Annotated in this window: 18 protein-coding genes and 4 pseudogenes; 11 read left to right on the top strand and 11 right to left on the bottom strand. The window is 69.4% G+C overall.

The window, feature by feature from the left end; all coding sequences use genetic code 11:
* The first annotated feature begins 518 nt into the window (after positions 1-518).
* The 4 genes from AB0D48_RS31530 (at position 519) to AB0D48_RS31515 (ending at position 4,134) form a co-directional block, all read left to right on the top strand.
* Complete coding sequence (locus tag AB0D48_RS31530; RefSeq protein WP_362404628.1) at positions 519-794, top strand: hypothetical protein; 276 nt, start codon at positions 519-521, stop codon at positions 792-794.
* 132 nt (positions 795-926) lie between these two features.
* Complete coding sequence (locus AB0D48_RS31525; protein WP_362404625.1) at positions 927-1,835, top strand: SDR family oxidoreductase; 909 nt, start codon at positions 927-929, stop codon at positions 1,833-1,835.
* Between the two features lie 290 nt (positions 1,836-2,125).
* On the top strand, positions 2,126-3,034 hold the full coding sequence (locus AB0D48_RS31520) for a helix-turn-helix domain-containing protein (protein WP_362404622.1): 909 nt from the start codon (positions 2,126-2,128) through the stop codon (positions 3,032-3,034).
* 257 nt (positions 3,035-3,291) lie between these two features.
* On the top strand, positions 3,292-4,134 hold the full coding sequence (locus AB0D48_RS31515; protein ID WP_362404619.1) for a helix-turn-helix transcriptional regulator: 843 nt from the start codon (positions 3,292-3,294) through the stop codon (positions 4,132-4,134).
* Between the two features lie 148 nt (positions 4,135-4,282).
* Here AB0D48_RS31515 and AB0D48_RS31510 read toward each other — a convergent pair whose 3' ends face one another.
* On the bottom strand, positions 4,283-4,501 hold the full coding sequence (locus tag AB0D48_RS31510) for an Atu4866 domain-containing protein (RefSeq protein ID WP_362404640.1): 219 nt from the start codon (positions 4,499-4,501) through the stop codon (positions 4,283-4,285).
* Between the two features lie 28 nt (positions 4,502-4,529).
* Positions 4,530-5,924: an amidohydrolase family protein gene (locus AB0D48_RS31505; RefSeq protein WP_362404616.1), complete on the bottom strand. Its 1,395-nt coding sequence runs from the start codon at positions 5,922-5,924 to the stop codon at positions 4,530-4,532.
* A gap of 508 nt (positions 5,925-6,432) precedes the next feature.
* Between AB0D48_RS31505 and AB0D48_RS31500 the strand changes: the two genes are divergently transcribed.
* The gene (locus AB0D48_RS31500) at positions 6,433-6,681 is read left to right on the top strand and encodes a hypothetical protein (protein ID WP_362404613.1); all 249 of its coding nucleotides are present in this window, start codon (positions 6,433-6,435) and stop codon (positions 6,679-6,681) included.
* A 79-nt stretch (positions 6,682-6,760) separates the two neighbouring features.
* Here the strand turns inward: AB0D48_RS31500 and AB0D48_RS31495 are convergent, their stop codons facing one another.
* The 6 genes and pseudogenes from AB0D48_RS31495 to AB0D48_RS31470 form a co-directional block, all read right to left on the bottom strand.
* Entirely contained in the window at positions 6,761-7,357 is a 597-nt protein-coding gene (locus tag AB0D48_RS31495) for a hypothetical protein (RefSeq protein WP_362404610.1), read from the bottom strand.
* A gap of 72 nt (positions 7,358-7,429) precedes the next feature.
* A complete protein-coding gene (locus tag AB0D48_RS31490; protein WP_362404606.1) occupies positions 7,430-7,939 on the bottom strand; it encodes a hypothetical protein in 510 nt (169 codons plus the stop codon).
* 793 nt (positions 7,940-8,732) lie between these two features.
* Entirely contained in the window at positions 8,733-8,870 is a 138-nt protein-coding gene (locus AB0D48_RS31485) for a hypothetical protein (protein ID WP_362404645.1), read from the bottom strand.
* A 66-nt stretch (positions 8,871-8,936) separates the two neighbouring features.
* Positions 8,937-9,235, bottom strand: a pseudogene (locus AB0D48_RS31480) (IS5 family transposase); the annotation flags it as partial.
* A 90-nt stretch (positions 9,236-9,325) separates the two neighbouring features.
* On the bottom strand, positions 9,326-10,246 hold the full coding sequence (locus AB0D48_RS31475; RefSeq protein WP_362404603.1) for a maleylpyruvate isomerase family mycothiol-dependent enzyme: 921 nt from the start codon (positions 10,244-10,246) through the stop codon (positions 9,326-9,328).
* A gap of 99 nt (positions 10,247-10,345) precedes the next feature.
* Positions 10,346-10,888, bottom strand: a complete 543-nt coding sequence (locus AB0D48_RS31470; RefSeq protein ID WP_362404600.1) for an NUDIX hydrolase — start codon at positions 10,886-10,888, stop codon at positions 10,346-10,348.
* Between the two features lie 735 nt (positions 10,889-11,623).
* Between AB0D48_RS31470 and AB0D48_RS31465 the strand changes: the two are divergent.
* The 4 genes and pseudogenes from AB0D48_RS31465 to AB0D48_RS31450 all read left to right on the top strand — a co-directional run.
* Positions 11,624-11,758 (top strand): annotated as a pseudogene (locus AB0D48_RS31465) (adenylosuccinate synthase); the annotation flags it as partial.
* Between the two features lie 276 nt (positions 11,759-12,034).
* Complete coding sequence (locus AB0D48_RS31460; RefSeq protein ID WP_362404597.1) at positions 12,035-12,532, top strand: DUF4232 domain-containing protein; 498 nt, start codon at positions 12,035-12,037, stop codon at positions 12,530-12,532.
* Positions 12,533-12,822: 290 nt separating this feature from the next.
* Positions 12,823-13,374, top strand: a complete 552-nt coding sequence (locus tag AB0D48_RS31455; RefSeq protein ID WP_362404595.1) for a GNAT family N-acetyltransferase — start codon at positions 12,823-12,825, stop codon at positions 13,372-13,374.
* Between the two features lie 311 nt (positions 13,375-13,685).
* Positions 13,686-14,231, top strand: coding sequence for an AAA family ATPase (locus tag AB0D48_RS31450; protein ID WP_362404592.1), 546 nt, complete (start codon positions 13,686-13,688; stop codon positions 14,229-14,231).
* A gap of 12 nt (positions 14,232-14,243) precedes the next feature.
* Here the strand turns inward: AB0D48_RS31450 and AB0D48_RS31445 are convergent.
* A pseudogene (locus AB0D48_RS31445) lies at positions 14,244-14,344 on the bottom strand (IS5/IS1182 family transposase); the annotation flags it as partial.
* Positions 14,345-14,486: 142 nt separating this feature from the next.
* Between AB0D48_RS31445 and AB0D48_RS31440 the strand changes: the two are divergent.
* Together AB0D48_RS31440 and AB0D48_RS31435 are read left to right on the top strand one after the other, a co-directional pair.
* The gene (locus tag AB0D48_RS31440) at positions 14,487-15,071 is read left to right on the top strand and encodes a DinB family protein (protein WP_362404589.1); all 585 of its coding nucleotides are present in this window, start codon (positions 14,487-14,489) and stop codon (positions 15,069-15,071) included.
* Between the two features lie 45 nt (positions 15,072-15,116).
* Positions 15,117-15,887: pseudogene (locus AB0D48_RS31435) on the top strand (IS5 family transposase); the annotation flags it as partial.
* 245 nt (positions 15,888-16,132) lie between these two features.
* Here the strand turns inward: AB0D48_RS31435 and AB0D48_RS31430 are convergent.
* A complete protein-coding gene (locus AB0D48_RS31430) occupies positions 16,133-17,212 on the bottom strand; it encodes a HAMP domain-containing sensor histidine kinase (protein WP_362404586.1) in 1,080 nt (359 codons plus the stop codon).
* A complete protein-coding gene (locus tag AB0D48_RS31425) occupies positions 17,205-17,900 on the bottom strand; it encodes a response regulator transcription factor (protein ID WP_362404584.1) in 696 nt (231 codons plus the stop codon). The genes AB0D48_RS31430 and AB0D48_RS31425 overlap by 8 nt, the downstream gene beginning before the upstream one ends.
* Between the last annotated feature and the right edge of the window lie 18 nt (positions 17,901-17,918).

The raw sequence follows: 17,918 nt of genomic DNA, 5'->3' as shown, positions 1-17,918 counted from the left end.
CCCAGCCCACCCAGCCCACCCCCTCCCCGCGGTTCTGTCGTGTGTCGGGGCGGCCATCCTTGCGACGTCCAGGAGCACTGCGGCCCCCGGCGAGCAGGCTGGGCAGTCCCTCCTCCGATCCGCCCAGCCCCGCGGCGCGGCCGCTGTGCCTGTACCCAGGCACAGCGGGCGCGCCGCTCAGCGGAGGCCGAACCCTGCCGGCAACATCAGCCTCCTCGGCTGCGGCCACGTGTTCTGCGGCCCGTGATCTTCACAGCCCGAGGCGATCAGATGCGGACCCTTATCCCCAGGCCTCGGGATCCGCAGGCCTCGGGCCCAGTAGGGGCGGTCACGGGTCTGGCAGAACGACGCACACCGAGTGCGCTGCCGCCCCGGGGGAGCCGCGCTCGTCAATGGGTGACACCGGGTGGGTGAAGCCGGGCCCCCGGGCGGCCGCGTGCGGGTGCCTGTCCTCGGTGCGGGCCGCAGGATGAGGCGAAACAGTCACCCGTACCCGTCCCCCCCAGGAGCTTTCCGTCATGCTCGAACGCAAGCTGCTCAAGGACCGCACTCAGGTCACCTTCGTCCTGCCCGCCGACACCCCGCCCGGTCCGGTCAGCGTTGTCGGTGACTTCAACGAGTGGAAGCCCGGCACCCACGTCCTGGAGCCCCGCGGTGACGGCATGCGCGCGGTCACGGTCGGTCTGCAGGCGAAGAGCGTGCATCCCTTCCGCTACCTGGCGGTGGGCGACTACTGGTTCGACGAGGACCACGCGGACGGCCACGACGGCACCAACAGCCTTCTGCACACCTGATCCGACATCCCCGGGGGCGGACCCCGCCCGAACAGTCCGCCCCGCCCGGACCTCACCAGCCGGCGACTGGATACCACTGGATACCTCCCGCTGCCCGGCGGGCGTGCCAAGATCCGCAGAGGGAGGACCGCCATGAGCCAGGCTGGCGTGTTGCGGGGCCGGACCGCTGTGGTCACCGGTGCTGCCCGCGGGCTGGGCGCCGGCCTGGCGCGCGAGCTGGCGCGGCGCGGCATGCGGATCGCGCTCCTCGGGCGGGAGCGCGACCGACTTGAGGAGACCGCCCGGTCCCTGCCGGTCGAAGCGCGCTGCTACGCCGTCGATGTCACCGACGACGCGGCGATGGACCGCGCCGCCCGGGCGGTCACGGACGCCCTGGGCGCCCCTTCCGTTGTGATCGCCAATGCCGGGATCGCCGAGGGCGGTCCCTTCGCCAGCTCCGATCCGGCGACCTGGAGACGGGTCATCGAGGTCAACTTGGTCGGCAGCGCCATCACCGCCCGCTCCTTCCTGCCGGGCCTGCTCTCTACGCGCGGCTACTTCCTGCAGATCGCCTCCACTGCCGCGTTCGGATCGGCACCACTGATGAGCGCCTACTGCGCCTCGAAGGCAGGCGTGGAGTCGTTCGCCCAGTCCCTGCGCGCTGAACTGGCCCACCAGCGCGTCGGCGTGGGGATCGCGTACGTGCACTGGACGGACACCGACATGATCCGCGACGCCGACCAGCACACGGTGCTGCGTGAGCTGCGGGCACACATGCCGCCGGGCGCCCGCCGCACCTACCCGGTGACCCGGATCGCGGCATGGGTCGCCCGAGGCGTCGACCACCGGTCCCCGACCGTGTACGCGCCGCCGTGGCTGCGCTACGTACAGCCCTTGCGTCCGTTCCTGCCCCTCGCCGTGACCGCGGTCTCGCGTCGGACGCTGCCGCGCTTGGCCGAGCGCGGCCCGGTGGAGCCGACCGGTCTGTTGGGCGCCGGAGGGCAGGCTGACCAGCACGCCATCGGGCGCACGCCGGGCCGTCCTGCTGCACCCTCTGGCTGACAGCCCGCGCCTACAGGCCTTCTGGCCGCACCCGGGCGATGAGCTCGGCCCCACTCGTGGTGTTTGGGTAGGCCCCATCCGAATCCCGGTGGGACGGCCCCGCGTTCGTACGCGCTGTCCCCGACTCCGGAGGTGGTGGCCTACTCGGACTCCGAAGCCTCCCGGAGTGCGCCTCGTGCCATGGCGGATAATCGTATGTCGCACTGTGGGGAAGGGGGGAGTACGTGGGGTCAGTGGATCCAAGAACTGAGGAAACGTCCTCTGAAAGTTTCGAGTGGTTCTGTGACGCGGTGTCGAACCACGTCATGCCTGTCAGTCTCAGCACCAGGCATCCGGCCGACTTTCGCGCACACATTGCCGACCTGGATCTCGGTGCCGTGCGACTGTCGGCGCTCACATGCTCCCCGGTGCTGTCGCGCCGCACCTCGGCACATGTGCGCAGGGGCGATCCCGAGCAGCTTCAGCTTGCGCTGGTCACTCGAGGCACCTTCCAGATTGCCCAGCGGGGCCACCAGTCGGTTGTTGCAGGGGACCTGGTCCTGACGGACACCTCGCGTCCGAGCGAAGGGGCAAGCATCGACGAGCAGTCCACGGTGGGCATTCTGCAGGTTCCCCGCTCGATCCTGCCGCTGCGGCACGACAAGGTGGATGGCATCCTTGGGCAGCGCATCCGCGGCGACAGGGGAACAGGCGCGATCCTCGGCGGCTTTATGAGCACCCTGCTCGCTCAGGGCCCAAGCTGTCGGCCCTCGGAGCTTGTCAACATGGGGTCCGTTGCCCTCGACCTGGCGACGGCATGCCTGGCGCAGCAGCTCGGCACCCCCGACGCAGCGCCGCCCGAGGCCCGCGCCCAGGAAATGTTTCAACGGGTCACCCGCTTCATCGAATACAACCTGGGCGACCCGGACCTGACACCCCAAGCGATCGCCGACCACCACAACATCTCCCTGCGCTCCCTTTACTCCCTCTTCAGCGGCCACCCCGTCAGCGTGGCGGCCCACATCCGCCAGCGCCGACTGGACCGTGCGCGCGCCGAGCTCGGACGCCCGGAGTCGGGCGGTCACCCCGTGCAAACAATCGCGGCCCGCTGGGGCTTCTCCAGTGCCCCCGCGTTCAGCCGGACCTTCCGCGACGTATACGGGATGACTCCCTCCGAATACCGGGCGGCGTCGCGGACTGGCCCTCGGGCTTTTCGGTAGGTTCCCGCGGTGACCGGCGGTCGCCAGGACGGACGAACGGAGCCGGAAGAACGCTAGATGTGAGGTCGGTGACGGCTACGATGCCGCGAACGGCCGGTGGAGGGCCGTGCCCTTTCAGGCGCCGCGGCCCGGCCGGTGCCCGAAGCAGAGGTAAACGAGCGCAGCTTGACTCCACGGCGGGTACGGGACCCAGGACGAGTCGTGCCTGGGTACGGGACACCCAGGCCTGCGGGTGGGGAGCGGCTTAGCCTGAAGGGGTGACCAGCAACGATCTCGGAGATTTCCTGCGCGCCCACCGCGCCCGCCTGCGACCCGATGACGTCGGGCTCGCTTCCCACGGAGCCCGCCGGGTGGCGGGGCTGCGGCGTGAGGAGGTCGCCGTCCTGGCCGGCATGAACAGCGACTACTACGCCCGCCTCGAACAGGGCCGCGAGCGCAGCCCTTCCCCGCAGATCATCGAGGCCATCAGCAGCGCGCTGCGGATGGATGGCGAAGCGCGGGAGCACCTGCTCCGGCTGGCAGGCACCGCCCCGGAGGGGAGGCGGCAGCAGCCGAGGGAAACCGTTGATCCTGCGCTGCGGCAGCTGCTGGACGGATACCCGAACGCCGCGGCGTTCGTCCTGAATCCGGCCACCGACTTCCTGGCCTCGAACGCCCTGGCCGACGCACTGTTCTCACCGTTCGAGAACGTGGACAACATGGCCCGCATGACCTTCCTCGACCCGGCCGCCCGGAGCTTCTTCACACAGTGGGGGCGGGCGGCCGAGGCAGTCGTCGCCGGACTCCGCCACGCCACGGGCCTCGCCCCGCACTATCGGCGCCTGGACGACCTCGTCGCTGCCCTGACCGGGGCGAGCGAGGAGTTCGCAGCCCTGTGGTCCTCGCACACCGTGCAGGGGAAGACCCGTGACGGCAAGGAGCTTCTCCACCCCGACGTCGGGCCTCTCGCGCTCACCTTCCAGACCTTTGACGTCCGCGGAGCGTGGGGCCAGCAGTTGGTGATCTACCACGCCGAACCGGGAAGCCCCAGCGATCAGGCGCTGTCCCTGCTCGGCAGCCTCCACGCCACACACCACCAGGAGTCCACCACGGAGCAGTAGGACCCCGGTCGGCACAGTCCTTTGCAGGTGAGCCCATCGCCCGTGGTGCGACGGGCTCACGTGCGCAAAGGTCCGGGCACTCGGATGCTGGTGGCGCACGGGCGGCAGCGCCAGGAAGCGCCCAGGGCGAGCCCGGCGGGCGGCGCGGTCAGCGGCGGGTGAAGCGGTATCCGGCGTGGTGCAGGATGCCGTCCTGGAATGCGCCGAAGGCCCAGAAGCCCAGGTCATCGAGGTAGTGGATGCGGTTGCCGGTGATCCAGTAGCGGCCTTGGTAGGCGCTGGGGCGGTTCGCACGTGCCTGGTCGTAGCGCCCGTCGGGTAGCAGTTCCTGGCGCACGAAGCCGTTGTCGTCGATCCACATCCCCAGGTAGGGGTGCGTGAAGGGGCGGCGGGGGTCAGACGGCGGGAGTGTTGAGCACGTACTCGCGGGAGGCGTGGACCTGCTCGCGCAGGGCGGGCAGGTCCACGTCGAGGACCTGGCCGTTCCACTTGCGGGGTTCGCCGTTGATGAGGACGGCGCTGATGTTGCGGGCGTCCGAGCCCAGCACGACGGTGCCGATCGGGTCGTTGAGCGGCATGTTGTTGAGGTCCTCGGCCTGGATCACCAGCAGGTCGGCCTTCTTGCCCGGGGTGAGCGAGCCGGTGACGCCTGCCAGGCCGTTGGTGCGGGCGCCCTGGAGGGTGGCGAAGTCCAGGACGTCGTGGGTGGTGATGCGAGCCGGCCGCTGGTCGGTGCCGTAGACGGCGTTGACCGCGCGCATCCGCTGGATGGCGTGCAAGGTCCGCATCTGCGTGAACATGTCGCTGACCAGCGCCACCTCGACGTCGATGCTCAGACCGGGCCGGACCCCGACCGCCAGGGCCTCGTCGATCGCGGGGATCGCGGTCTCCAGTCCGATCTGTGCGTCCGAGGTCGGGGCCAGGGCGATGGTCGTGCCGCTCTCCCCGATCACCTTCCACGCCGCCTGGGTCAGACCGGTGGCGTGGATGAGGGTGAGGTCCGCGCCGAGAAGACCGTCCCTGTCCCACCCCAGGATGGTCCGGGAAGAGGAGGCGCCGAAGACGGCGTCGACGCTCACACCGATGCCCAGGTCCTTGGCCGTGCGGGCGAGTTCGGGGCCGTAGGCGAGAGTGGGCCCGGCGATCTCGTCGGTGGCCAGGGCGGCCAGCCGCAGGCTCAGCAGCTGGTCGTCGCTGGCGAAGTACGTCTCTTTGAGGCGGGCCAGGTCGCCGGGCCACTGCTCGTCCCAGTTACCGAAGTGCGGGCCCATCGAGGCGTGCACGCCGCGAATGCCGGTGTCGATGAGGCCTCGGACGGCGGCGTCGGAATGCTCGGGGGTACGGGAGTTGTGGGAGAAGTCGAGCATGCACGTGATGCCGCTGTCGATCGCGGTCAGGGCGGCCAGTTTGGTGCCGACGTACATGTCTTCGGGCCGGTAGACGGTGGCGTAGCCGGTGAGGGTGGACATCACATAAGCGCCGAGGTCGTCGACGTCGGGCATGGTCCGGCGCAGCTGGGTCTCCCAGGCGTGCCGGTGCGTGTCCACGAAGCCCGGCGTGAGGATGGTGTCGGAGGCCTCGACGACCACCGCGCCGTCCCGGCTCAGGTCAGAACCGATCGCGGTGATGATCTCGCCCTCTACGAGCAGATCGGCGCCGTGAAGGACACCGAGGTCGGGATCCATGGTGACGATGGTCGCGCCGGTGAACAGGATGCGCCGCATCGGGTCGGCGGACCGGCGCTGAAGCCGTTCGAGTACGGCAGAACTGGCGGTGTCAGAGGGAATCAAGGGAAAACCTGTTCTTCATGTCAGGGCGGTGGGCACGTACGGGGCGGGAGATGCCCCCAGCCTCGGCCCAACCGACAGCGGCAACCAGGCCGCCGCCTGCCCAGGTACAGCGCACCCAGGCTCACCGCTCACTCCCGAGACCCGGTCGCGCGGCGCTGACCGTCCTCTCAACTGCACGTGGGCGCGGCGCGTGACCTCTCCGGCGTCGTCTCGGCGCGAGCGGTGGTGTTTGGCGGTGCCCAACTCTCTTCGGCCCCGCCTGCGCTAGCCTCGTCGGAGCGTCGACACTGGGAGGCCTCGGATGCGGGTTTCTTCGACCGAATCGAGCAGGATCCCTGCGGGTTGACGCGCGGGATCTGGCGGAAGCCGTTCCGGAGGTGGCACACGTGAGGGACAGGCTGGCCGTTGAGGGGATCGACCTGGTTGGGATGAGGACTTGGGAAGAGCCACGCCAAGACCTCGGGCAGGTACTCCTGCATGACAGCCGCTCCACCTCGAAGGTCGCCTGATGGGGAAGCATGGCCCGAAGCGGGCCCGCATCGTCTTCTACGACGTCGCACAGGAACAGATCCAGAAGATGGGCGAGGCCGAGCGCCTGCGGCTCGAACCGGTGCTGGTGGCGGTCTCCAGGAACCCAGCCGTGGGTGTGCTCTCGAAGCACGGAGCCATTCGTGAGCACCGGCAGGACGGCGTGAGGGTCCTGTACGTGTCCACGGCCCTTGGCACTCTGGTCTTGGTCGCCTACGTAGAGGTGTAAGCGCCCGAGGAGCTGGCCGGGGTGACGGGGGAGGGGCCACGATCGGGTTCTCGACGTCTCGGGTAGTTGGTCTGGCCGCCTATCGGACCAGCGCGAAGGTACTGGCAGCGACGGCCCCGCCTACCGCAGCGCCTGCAAGAACTTGGCCAAGGGTGTGGTCCTTCAGCTCTACCCGGGACCAGCTGACGGCGGCGACCACGGGGAAGGCAAGGAGCAACCAGGGCCCGTAGGTCATGGCGAGCATGGCTACGCTTCCGGAGGACACGGCTGCGTGCACGCTGATCTTCCAGGCCGGGGTCACGGCGAGGAGGGCAGCGAGAGTGACCAGCATGGCCGCGACCAGCGCAATCATCGTCTGGGGGGAGTCGAAGGCCCACAGCAGCAGCATGCCGGTGGCGACGGACGAGACGATGAAGCTCATCACGATGATGCGCTGCTGCCTCTGGCCAACGTGCCGGTCGGACCAGCGGCCGCGGCGAATGCCGTACTTGATGAAGGCCAGAGGAATGACCGCGGCGAACAAGCAGCCGAGGAGGCCCCATCCGATCCCGGCGAGGCGACTGGTGTGCCAGCCGGTGAGCATGGTGTCGGCGATGATCCAGGTCTTGGGATCGAGCACATCGGTGATCAGACGTGCGGCCCGGGACTCGTTCGGCCGGGTGATCGTGGTCGTCATGGCGCGTCCCCCTCCCGTGAGTTCAGCGGAACTGAAGCTGGTTCAGTGTGAACTCGGGGGCAGCCGCATGCATCAGCTCGGCGCGTCCGTGGGCTCGGTTGGAACTCGGGGCCAGGCTGCGAGGCGGCGGGCCTCAGCCCTGACCTCGGCATCGACCTCAGCCATTGCTGTGTCGCGGTATTCGAGGATGGCGTATTCGTCATCGAGCTCGGCGAGCCGTTCGGTCAGGGGCAGCCCGTGCCCGTAGCGCTGGTGGATCCGGAAGGTGAGCTCCCAGGGTGTCAGCTCGCCGGCCAGCATGCGTCGTGCGAGTGCTCGCACGGCGGCTATTCGACCGGCCTCGCTGGCGACCGGGTAGAAGACGAGGCCGAGCTCGTCCAGCGCCACGGGGAGCAAGTCGAGCACGTCGTAGTCCGCCTCGGCGCGTGTGCAAGCTGCCAACACCCGAAGTCCGGGGCTATCGAGTCCGGCGACGAGCGCGTCACAGGCCGCGCTGACGACATCACTGGCGGGGATCTCGCCCACGCTCCACAGCGCGGCGCGATCCTGCAGTGCGCTTGCTGCTGCTACGGTCGACGTCACCCGCCCCTGATCCCCTCACCGTGTCCCGGTCGAGCACCTTATCCTCCCGGCTGCAGAGGCTGGTACGAACTCAGACGCCGGGACGTCACCGAAGGGATCGCCGGCGCCCCGGCCCGGCAGCAGCTCCTCATTCGAGCCGCCGGGCCCGGTCAGCACGACCTGGCCGAGGCCGGATCCCCGCTCTCAGCGACAAGTAGCCGCGCCCCACACACCGATCGCGACACACCGGTGACTGCTGTGTGGTCGAGCCGCCGCAAACGGCCACCGCTCCCGCGTCCGGGAGGTCCCGGACGCCGGGTCGCAGCCTGCGTGCGTGCCGGCGGCGTCCGTGGGCTTTGCCGGAGGTTGTGGTGGAAGCGGAGGCGCGCATCCGGGACTGGCGAGGTCAAGAGCAGTGTCCCGTCAGGAGTTGTCCGGCCGATCTTGAAATCGAGTTCTCACTGCCCTCTTCGACTACGATCGCCGCGATGAGGGGGAGGGCATGGAGGACGTTTTCGATCTGGGTGGAACACCACCGCAGGGCTGGATGCATGCCCTCTTCGGCGGCGGGCCGTACGCCGATGACGTCGGCCGGTGTGTGCCTGGCCCGCCTGCACCGGAGGCCATTACGGTCCCGCTTCCGGAGGGAGGCGAGTTCGTGTACCGGTTGGTGACTGTCGGCTCGTGGTCTGCGCCGGATGACCCGATTGCCCTCTACGACGACACTGGCCCAGCGCCCGAGCCGCCTCTGTCAGAGCTCGAGAAGTCCTGGCTCAGTCGCCGTGCCGATCGGCAGGCTGAGCCTGTCGAGGTGTCACGCCCGCAGCCAGATGACCAGTGACGCCGCGGTCAAGGTACCCAGGAAGACGTCCTTCAGCCGGTTGATGGCGCGCTCGACCGTGTTGCGTTTCTCGGCACCACCTCCACCAGGGGGCCGACGAGGCTCTGCCACGGCGTTTCGCCCTGATGTTCTGCCGACCCGTCCCCCTCTGAGGGCGAAGGCCGGCGGCGGATCCGTGCGGGCGCCAGCCGCATGCTGGTGAGCGCTGACGATGGTGGAGTCGACCGAGATGCCGGTCGATCTCCCCGGCCGCATCGGCCTCGGCCTGGACCTGGTGGAGCAGTCGTTCCCAGGTGCCGTCAGCCGACCACATCCGGTGCCGCTCGTGAACCGTCTTCCACGGGCCGAACCGCTTTGGCAGGTCACGCCACTGCACGCCGGTCCGTACCCGGTGCAGAATCCCTTCGATCACCTGACGGTGGTCGCGCCACCTGCCACAACGCCCCGCTGTTGCCGACCGGCAGGAACGCCCGCAGCCGTTCCCCCTCGGCATCACTCAGATCACCCCGCCCATGTCCACATCAACGGCCCGGACACGAAGCCGTCACATGATCGGCCGGACACTCCTAGGAGACCGGGAGTTCGAGATCTACACGTAGATGAACAGCTTGGTGACGTGCTGCCGATCCGCCCTCGTGGGCTTGAGGGCGGTGCGGTGCCGATGTTCCGGCAGACCTGGCGGAGCCGAGCCGTCGTGTTTCCTTCGGCCCGGAGCGCAGCAGGTGGCGCACCGTAACGTCCTTGAAGAGGACCAGCTCACTGGCCGTGCCCCGGACGGTGACGCCGGGTGCGTCCGGGCCCTCGCCGGTGGCGGTGGGGGTGGCCGTGGCCGTGGCGCGTGGAGGGGTGGACCGTGCGCCGTCGCCGTCGACCGTGAGGCGCCAGGAGTGGCCCTCGGTGGCATGGAAGTCGAAGGCCGTGGGCTTGTGCGGCCAGGCGGCCGTCGTTGCGCAGCAGGTGGCCAGGAACTCGTCGACACCGTCGAGTGCCACCTCGTCCGGCAGCGGCTGCGGGGCACCCAGGGTGACCTGAGCGTCGTGGGTGTGGACCGCGATCTCCTGGAGCTGGTTCCGGGCGACGGCACCGCAGGTCTGCGGCGACTGCGAGTCACCCCACCACGTCCAGCAACCGCGATCCGGGTCGGCCTCCCGCAGTGCGTCCAGTAGCTGCTGCGTTGATGCGGCCAACCAGGCCAGCAGGGCCTCGCGTTCCCGAGGCGCCGCCACGGCGCGCTCGGCAGCGGCGTCGGCCGGGGGGAGCATCGGCAGGCCTGCTGCGACGGTGGCGGCCCAGAAGCGCCGCCCCTGGCCCAGGTGCTGCACCAGATCGAACAGCGTCCACTCGGGGCAGGTCGGCACCTGTACGTCGAGGCTGGGGGCGGAGGCGACCGCAGCACGGAAGGCGGTCGACCGTTCGTCGATCAGGCGTACGCGGACAGGCTCGTCCTGGAGTTGGAGCAGAGCGGGGCGGACCTGGGCGGGCGACACTCTCACAGATGGTCATTCGTGAGAGTGACGCCGCGTTGAATCCGTGGTCGTGGCGCTCGGCCGCCCGCCGAACCGACCCAGCCGATGGGCGGTCCGGGGTCACACCCAGGTGTAGGTCTCGTCGGTGACCGCGGCCAAGGCTGCGTCGGCGACGGCGGCATGGGGGTCGGCCAGTGCCGCGAGGGCGGGTCCGATGGGCGGGAAGATGGGCAGTTCGGCGGTCTTGCGGTAGTCGACCCACTCGATGACCCCGACTTCGTGGCTACCGTCGGGCAGTTCGTCCAGCTCCTGTTGGGCGAGGGTGGCTCGGAGTTCGGGGGTGATGTGGAAACGGTAGATCAGGTGGAGCTTGCGCGGCGGCGGGGTGGGGCCCGGGCGGCTGACCCGCTGATCGACGACCCACATCAGGTCACCGCCGTCGGCCTGGTCCACGTCGAGGTCGAGCTCCTCGGCGAGTTCACGGCGCAGGCCCGCGTCGAGGTCTTCGCCGTCCTCGACGTTGCCGCCGGGCGGGGTGTAGTGCGTGGAGTCGGCACGGTCGCGACGGATGAGGGCGACATCGTCGCCGCAGAAGACGAGGGCCCCGGCGCGGACCTTGATCCGGGAGAACGGGGCCGCCGGCTTGTCGGGATTGCTTGTCATGGCGCCAGTATCGCGGCCTGCCGCTGACGCCCGGGGGCTTCGCTCCCCGTTCAGCCGTTCAGCCGTTCCGCCCGGGCCCGGCTGTCTCAGGCGACGGGCAGCCCGGGCAGGGCGAACGCGGCACGTCCCTCCGCCATGCTGGTGTGCTCAATCCAGCTGTCCGGGCCCGACTGCGAACTGAGTCTCCTCGACACCTGAACGGTGTCGCGGAGAACGCTGACCCGGGCGTCGGGTCGAAGGGCACGGTCGGCCGGCCTCTGGGCCGCTGCGGCGCCGCAGGGCAGGGTTCCCGGCACAACGGGCGCGGCCGGGGACGGTCATGGGGCCGGGTGACGGTGTCGCTGCCGCAGCCTGCGGCGATGTCGTGAAAAAGAGACGGCCCGGGCGGCGGTGGTGTCCGGGCCCGCGGTCCGGCGGGCCGCCGCCCCGCGCGCACGACGAAGAAGAGACCCCGGCCCGTCGAGGAGTACCTCACCCTTCGTGGCACCAGCCCCGCGACCTGCCCGCCCTGCGCACCGCCACGTTGAACTCCTGGCCGACTGCCGAGCCGACGTCATTCCGCACGGACACTGCTTGCCCGCGTCCTTCCCGGCCTTGATGACCAGCTTCTTCGCGATCTCGGGGACGGGGACGCTCTTGTCCTTGAGCGCGACGGCGAAGGTGAGCACGCCGTCGTCGATGGCCTTCGGCTGTCCGCCGTGGTTGACCTTGGCCGCGGCGGTGACCTGGCCTTGGAGGGCTTTCTCGCGCCTCCCGAAGAACGCCGAGGCGTACGTGCAGGCCCTCGAGGAGATGTCGGGCGCCCCGATCTCCGCGGCCGGAGCCGATCCCGGCCGTACCGAAACGATCGAGATCGGCTCGTTCCTGTAGCAGCAACGCGACGGGGCGGTGCGCATGGAGCGCGCCGCCCCTCGGCGTGAGCGCCGCCAAAAGGCCGCGGGGACCGCCGGCCGCTAGAATGGTGTCATCAGGCCCGCACGTTTCAGTTGCAGGAGTGCGCCACCCGTCGGGCATCCGCGAGAGTGCGAGCACCTCTCCCGCAGACGGCACACGTCGAGCCGCACACTGTCTCGCCCGGATCCCGTCGCGTGGAACCCGCTGCATCGAAAGCGCACGATTTCCTTCGCTGGCACAGGAGTCGGCACCATGATCAACGTCCTGACCCGGGTGGCGACCATCGCTTCCGCAGCCCTCTTCGCCACCACCGGCGCCGCGGTCGGCGCCACCCAGGCATCCTCTCTGCCGAGGACCCCGACCTGCCATGTGGCCGACCTGCACCTGGCCATAGGCGAGCCGGACGGCGCCGCGGGGTCTCTGTACTACCCGATCCAGTTCACCAACACCTCGACCCATACCTGCGCGTTGCGCGGATTCCCGGGCGTCAGCGTCGTGGACGTCAAGCATCGCCAGATCGGCACCTCCGCGACGCGCACCGGCGAGCCGGTGGGTACCGTCTCCGTCCAGCCCGGCAAGAGCGTGACCGCCACCCTCCGTACGAACAGCCCGGGCGTGGCGGCGGGCTGCCGGCCGACGTCGACCTACGTCAACGTCTTCCCGCCGAACAGCTACCAGGCCGTGCAGATCCCCTACCACCTGCGGGTGTGCGGAGCCTTCGAGATCAGCCCGGTGCAAGCTGCCGAATGAGGTCCGTACGGGGCGGCGCGCCACACGGCGCACTGCCCCTGCTGCGTACCCGCCGGCGGATCAGACCAGTCGAGGTCGTTTTAGGGGCCGGATGCTGCTGCCTGCACCGCCGTTACGAGCGCAGACAGCCGCTCACTTCCTGGCCTTCGCCGCAATCGCCTCTGCCATGCTCCGCTACCGCCGTACCGCCGTACCGCCGTACCGCCGTACCGCCGTACCGCCGTATTGCCCGGTAGACGGCCCATCGGTCCTTCCATATCCCGTTGCAGTGGGCGTTCTACGGGACAATCATGACCATCATGGAGCGGCCGAGGCAGATCATCGAGTGCGGAGACTTCGTCCTGCGGCGCTGGTTGGGGCAGAGCGACTTCCCGCTGGCGTTCAGGTTGATCGAGGAGTCTTTGGACCACCTGCGCCCGTGGATGCCGTGGGTCGCCCGTCACTGCGAGGAGAACACCCGAGACTTCCTCGCGAAGTCCGACTCGAAGTGGGACAGCGGTGACGCGTACAACTACGCCATCGCCAGGGACGGTGCGCTCATCGGCATGTGTCAGACCTACCGAGGGGCCGAACCGCAGGGCCGGGGCATCGGGTACTGGCTGCACCCTGCCGTCACCGGCCAGGGCATCGCCACGAGAGCGACGGCGGCCGTGGTGACCGAGGCATTTGCCTTGCCGGACGTGGAGTACCTGGAAATTGCGCACGACCTGGCCAACATTTCCAGCGGCGCCATACCGCGTCGGTTGGGCTTTACCGAGGTCCGGCGTGAGCAGGTAGCGCCTCCCGTAGCACCCTCAGGCAGCGGGATCGACGTCGTCTGGCGGCTGAACCGCCCTGCGTAGGCCATCAACGGCTCCCTTCCTCTGATATCAGAACCGACGGAGCTCATCGGATTGCGCACCACCGGGCCGGTGCGGTGCGCGCACCGATGGACACCACCCCACCGCACTGCCGGAGTGCGCCGCACTACACAGCGCTGGCGCGCTCGGGAGCCGGTTGACTGTTGCCGCGGCGCAGGGGCGGGGGATCGTTGTCCGCCTCCGGGGGTCAGGGCATAACGCCATGAGCGAGCCGTCACACACCTAGGGCCTGTCTCCCTGATCCGCGCACATTTGGTTCGCGCGGTTCGACTACTCGGTGGGAGGGTGCAGTTATGGATCAAGCAGAGGTATTGCTCATCGGAGGGCGCGCGGGCGTCGGCAAGACGACGGTGGGGTGGGAGGTCTCAGCGCGTCTGCGCGCCGCGACGGTTGCTCACTGCGTAATCGAAGGTGACTTCATGGGGCAGGCACATCCAGCTCCGGAGGGGGACCCCCGGCGCAGGAAGATCGCGGAGCGCAATCTGACGGCGCTCTGGTCGAACTACGCCGAGCTCGGGTACCGCCGCTTGATCTATACGCACACGGTTAGCGTTCTGGCCGAGAACGAGGGCATGTTCCAGCGCGCCATGGGTGCGAATGTCAGGATCGTGCGGGTTGTGCTCACCGCCTCCGATGCCACCGCCCGTGAGCGGCTGACCGGTCGGGAACTGGGCTCGGAGCTGCAGCACGAGCTGGAGAGCAGCGCACGTAAGGCGCGGATTCTGGATGAGCAGACGCCCCTGGACACCGTGCGAGTGGTGACCGACGGACGTTCAGTGGTCGACATAGCGCGCGAAGTCGTGGGCGCTACCAGCTGGTTGCCCAGCCCCTCCGGTTAGGTTCTTCGCCGCTCAGTGTCGGGTCCAGATGAGGACGGCAGCGAGGTGGAGGTCGGCCTGGTAGGCGATGGCGAGCTTGTCCGTCGCGTGGCCAGGCCGCGCCAGTGCTTTAGAGGCTGTCTCACGTGGCAAGTTTCGCGAGCTTCTTGTAGCAGGTCAGGGCGGCGGCCATGGCCAGGCCTCGGTTCTGCTAGTCGTTGCGGACCACGTACGGGATCTTGAGACTACGAGCAGCCCATGGCAGGCTCATGCCGCATGATCGATGAATTCGCGAAAGACAACCTGCACGGGAGACTGCGGCGGGACCGCAGGGCGCTGCTCTGGAAACTCGACGGCTTGTCCGAATACGACGCCCGCCGGCCTTTGACAGCGACCGGGACCAACCTCCTCGGCCTGGTCAAACACGTGGCCACCGTCGAGGCCAGGTACTTCGGCGAGGTCTTCGACCGCCCTTCCCCGGAACCGCTGCCCCGGTGGCAGGACTCCAACGGCAGCGATCTGTGGGCGACCGAGGACGAGACCCGCGATCAGATCATCGGGTTCTACCGGCGCACGTGGGAACACTCGGACGCGACGATCAACCAGCTTCCCCTCGACGCCCCCGGCCACGTGCCGTGGTGGCCTGAGCCTTATCCCAACACGAACCTGTTCGCCATCATGGTCCACGTCCTCGGCGAGTCCATCCGGCATGCCGGGCACGCCGATATCCTGCGCGAGGGCCTCGACGGCCGGACCGGGGTGCGCGCCGAAAACGAGCAGCAGATCGACGAGGAAGCCCGTGCAGCCTACTGCGCGAAGATCGAGCAGGCCGCCAGGTCGGCGGCACCAATCAAGGCTTAGAGGTTGTCTCACGTGACTTGATGTTCGTGCGGCATGCTGCCGGTCGTGGGTGCTGATCTATCGAAGCGTCTGGTTCCCGATGAACTCTGGGAGCCGACCGCCCCGTTGCTGCGTCGTTCGCTGCTCGTCCGCAAGGTGGTGGGACCGCTTCGTGTGACGAGCGGGCCGTGTTCACGGCAGTGGTGTACGCGCTGACCAGCGGCTGTGCCTGGCGGCATCTGCCGCCGACGTTCGGCACGTCGCCCGCCACCGCGCATCGCCGCTTCACGGTATGGACCGAGGCCGGCCTGTGGCGTCGGCTGCACCGGGCGGTGCTGGACGAACTCGGGGCCCGCGGTGAGGTGGACTGGACCTCGGCGATCGTCGACGCGGCCTCCGTTCGCGCCAAGAGGGGGGATCACTGACCGGGCCGAACCCGGTCGATCGCGGCAATAACGGCAGCAAGCTGCACGTGTTGTCCGATGCCCAGGGCATCCCGCTCGCCCTCGCCGTGTCCGGCGCGAACATGCACGACAGCCTCGCCCTCAAGCCGCTCATCCGCGGCATACCCGCCGTCCGGTCCCGCCGGGGACCACGGCGGCGCCGACCCGTCAAACTCGGCGCGACAAGGCGTACTTCTCCGCCGAACACCAGGCCTGGCTGCGCGAGCGCGGGCTCGTCGCGCGCATCGCGCGGCCCGGCATCGAGTCCGGCGAACGCCTCGGTCGGCACCGCTCGAAGATCGAACGGTCGATCGCCTGGCTCTTCGGCTACCGCCGCCTCACCGTCCGATACGAACGAAAGGGCTCGCACTTCCTCGCCTTCCTCAGCCTGGCGCCGCCCGCCGCCCGCCGCCCGCCGCCCGCCGCCCGCCGCCCGCCGCCCGCCGCCCGCCGCCCGCCGCCCGCCGCCCGCCGCCCGCCGCCGACCGCCGACCGCCGACCGCGGACAGGATCGGCCGGCACCGGCGGCTCGATCCGTTCCCACATCGCATCAGTGATCACTGACCGGACGGACACCTCCCATGAACTGATCGGCCGATCAAAGAGACACGCTCCAGTGGTGTGATCCCGGGCCGATGCCTACGGCACGCCGGGAAGCCGAACCGTGACGACGAGGCCGCCGCCGGGGCGGGGGAGGAGGTCGAGGGTCCCGTCATGGGCGCGGACGATGCTGCGCACGAGGGCAAGGCCGAGGCCTGCGCCGGCGTGCTCGGCGGTGCGTACGCGTTCCGTTCCGCGCTGGAAGGGTTCGGTGAGGGTCGGCACCAGTTCCGGTGGGAGCGGATGACCCGTGTTCTCCACCCGCACCATGCTCGCGTCGCCCTGCGCTTCGGTGTGGACCGTCACGGTGCCGCCGTCGGGGAGGTTGTGGACGATGGCGTTCTGGACGAGGTTCGTGACCATCCGCAGCAGGAGCTCGGCGGAGCCGCTGGTCCATGTCGCTCCGCCGGTGACGTCGAGCGTGATCCCGCGCTGTTCGGCGAGGGGGAGCAGGGTTTCTGCGGCCTCTTCGGCGACGAGGGAGAGGTCGACGCTCTCGCGGATGAAGTTCCCGCGGTCGCTGCGGCTGAGCAGCAGGAGGGCCTCGGTGAGGCCGATCGCGCGCGTATTGACAGCCTGCAGGCGTTCGAGGAGTTCGTCCCGGTCCCGCGTGGGGTCCCTGCGGGCGACGTCGAGCAGCGTCTGCGAGATGGCCAGCGGGGTGCGCAGTTCGTGGGAGGCGTTCGCGGCGAACCTCTGCTGCTCGGCGACGTGCGACTCGAGTTGTTCGAGCATGGTGTCGAAGGCGTCGGCGAGTTCACGGAATTCGTCCTGGCGGCCCTCCATGCGGATCCGGTGGGACAGCGAGTTGTTCCCGGCCATCCGTGCCGCGGCCGTGATCTGTGTGAGCGGTGCGAGCATCCGGCCGGCGAGGATCCATCCCCCGACGAGGCCGAACACGAGCAGGAAGACCATCGCCACGGCTGCGGCGGGGGCGAAGGTACGCACGAGGAGGTAGCGGTTGGGTGAGATCCCGAGAAGGCCCTGGGAGGTGTCGGGTACGTAGCGCAGCAGGAACCCCCACACCACGGCCAGCAGGAGAGCGCCGGCGACGGCGAGGAACCCGGCGTAGCTGAGGGTGAGTTTCAGTCGGACGCTGAGCCCTGGGCGTCTATGCACGCGTACTGCCGGGGCGGGTGGTGCCGGGGCCCGTGTCGATGCGGTAGCCGACACCCGGCACCGTGGCGATGACCCATGGTTCGCCGAGCCGTTTGCGCAATGCGGAGACGGTGATGCGGACGGCGTTGGTGAAGGGGTCGACGTTCTCGTCCCAGGCCCGCTCCAGCAGCCCTTCGGTGCTGACGACACCCCCTTCGGCGGCGACGAGGACCTCGAGCACGGCGAACTGTTTGCGGGTGAGCGCCACATAGCGCCCGTCGCGGAAGACCTCCCGACGGAAGGGGTCGACGCGCAGGCCCGCGATCTCGCGGACCGGGGGCCGGGCGTACGCGCGCCTGCGGTCGAGCGCCCGCAGCCGCATGACGAGCTCACGCAGCTCGAACGGCTTCGTGAGGTAGTCGTCGGCACCGAGCTCGAAACCGGACGCCTTGTCGTCGATCCGGTCGGCAGCAGTGAGCATGAGGATCGGGATGCCGCTGCCGGAGGCGACGATGCGCCGGGCGACCTCGTCGCCGGAGGGGCCGGGGATGTCGCGGTCGAGGACCGCGAGGTCGTAGGAGTTGACGCTCAGCAGTTCCAGCGCGGACTCGCCGTCGCCGGCGATGTCGGCCGCGATCGCCTCCAGCCGCAGACCGTCACGGACGGCTTCGGCCAGGTAGGGCTCGTCCTCCACGATCAGTACGCGCATGGCTGAAGCCTAAAGCAG

Origin of the sequence: Streptomyces sp. NPDC048269 (genome assembly GCF_040652395.1) — a bacterium.
Classification (GTDB): Bacteria; Actinomycetota; Actinomycetes; order Streptomycetales; family Streptomycetaceae; genus Streptomyces.
Note: the sequence above shows the minus strand (reverse complement) of the source record. Positions and strands in the feature narration are given on the sequence as shown.

Excerpts from the sequence above, each read along its gene's own strand:
- AB0D48_RS31530 (WP_362404628.1), top strand. The coding sequence starts at position 519 with ATGCTCGAACGCAAGCTGCTCAAGGACCGCACTCAGGTCACCTTCGTC.
- AB0D48_RS31525 (WP_362404625.1), top strand. The coding sequence starts at position 927 with ATGAGCCAGGCTGGCGTGTTGCGGGGCCGGACCGCTGTGGTCACCGGT.
- AB0D48_RS31500 (WP_362404613.1), top strand. The coding sequence starts at position 6,433 with ATGGGGAAGCATGGCCCGAAGCGGGCCCGCATCGTCTTCTACGACGTC.
- AB0D48_RS31495 (WP_362404610.1), bottom strand. The coding sequence starts at position 7,357 with ATGACGACCACGATCACCCGGCCGAACGAGTCCCGGGCCGCACGTCTG.
- AB0D48_RS31470 (WP_362404600.1), bottom strand. The coding sequence starts at position 10,888 with ATGACAAGCAATCCCGACAAGCCGGCGGCCCCGTTCTCCCGGATCAAG.
- AB0D48_RS31460 (WP_362404597.1), top strand. The coding sequence starts at position 12,035 with ATGATCAACGTCCTGACCCGGGTGGCGACCATCGCTTCCGCAGCCCTC.
- AB0D48_RS31455 (WP_362404595.1), top strand. The coding sequence starts at position 12,823 with ATGACCATCATGGAGCGGCCGAGGCAGATCATCGAGTGCGGAGACTTC.
- AB0D48_RS31450 (WP_362404592.1), top strand. The coding sequence starts at position 13,686 with ATGGATCAAGCAGAGGTATTGCTCATCGGAGGGCGCGCGGGCGTCGGC.
- AB0D48_RS31440 (WP_362404589.1), top strand. The coding sequence starts at position 14,487 with ATGATCGATGAATTCGCGAAAGACAACCTGCACGGGAGACTGCGGCGG.
- AB0D48_RS31425 (WP_362404584.1), bottom strand. The coding sequence starts at position 17,900 with ATGCGCGTACTGATCGTGGAGGACGAGCCCTACCTGGCCGAAGCCGTC.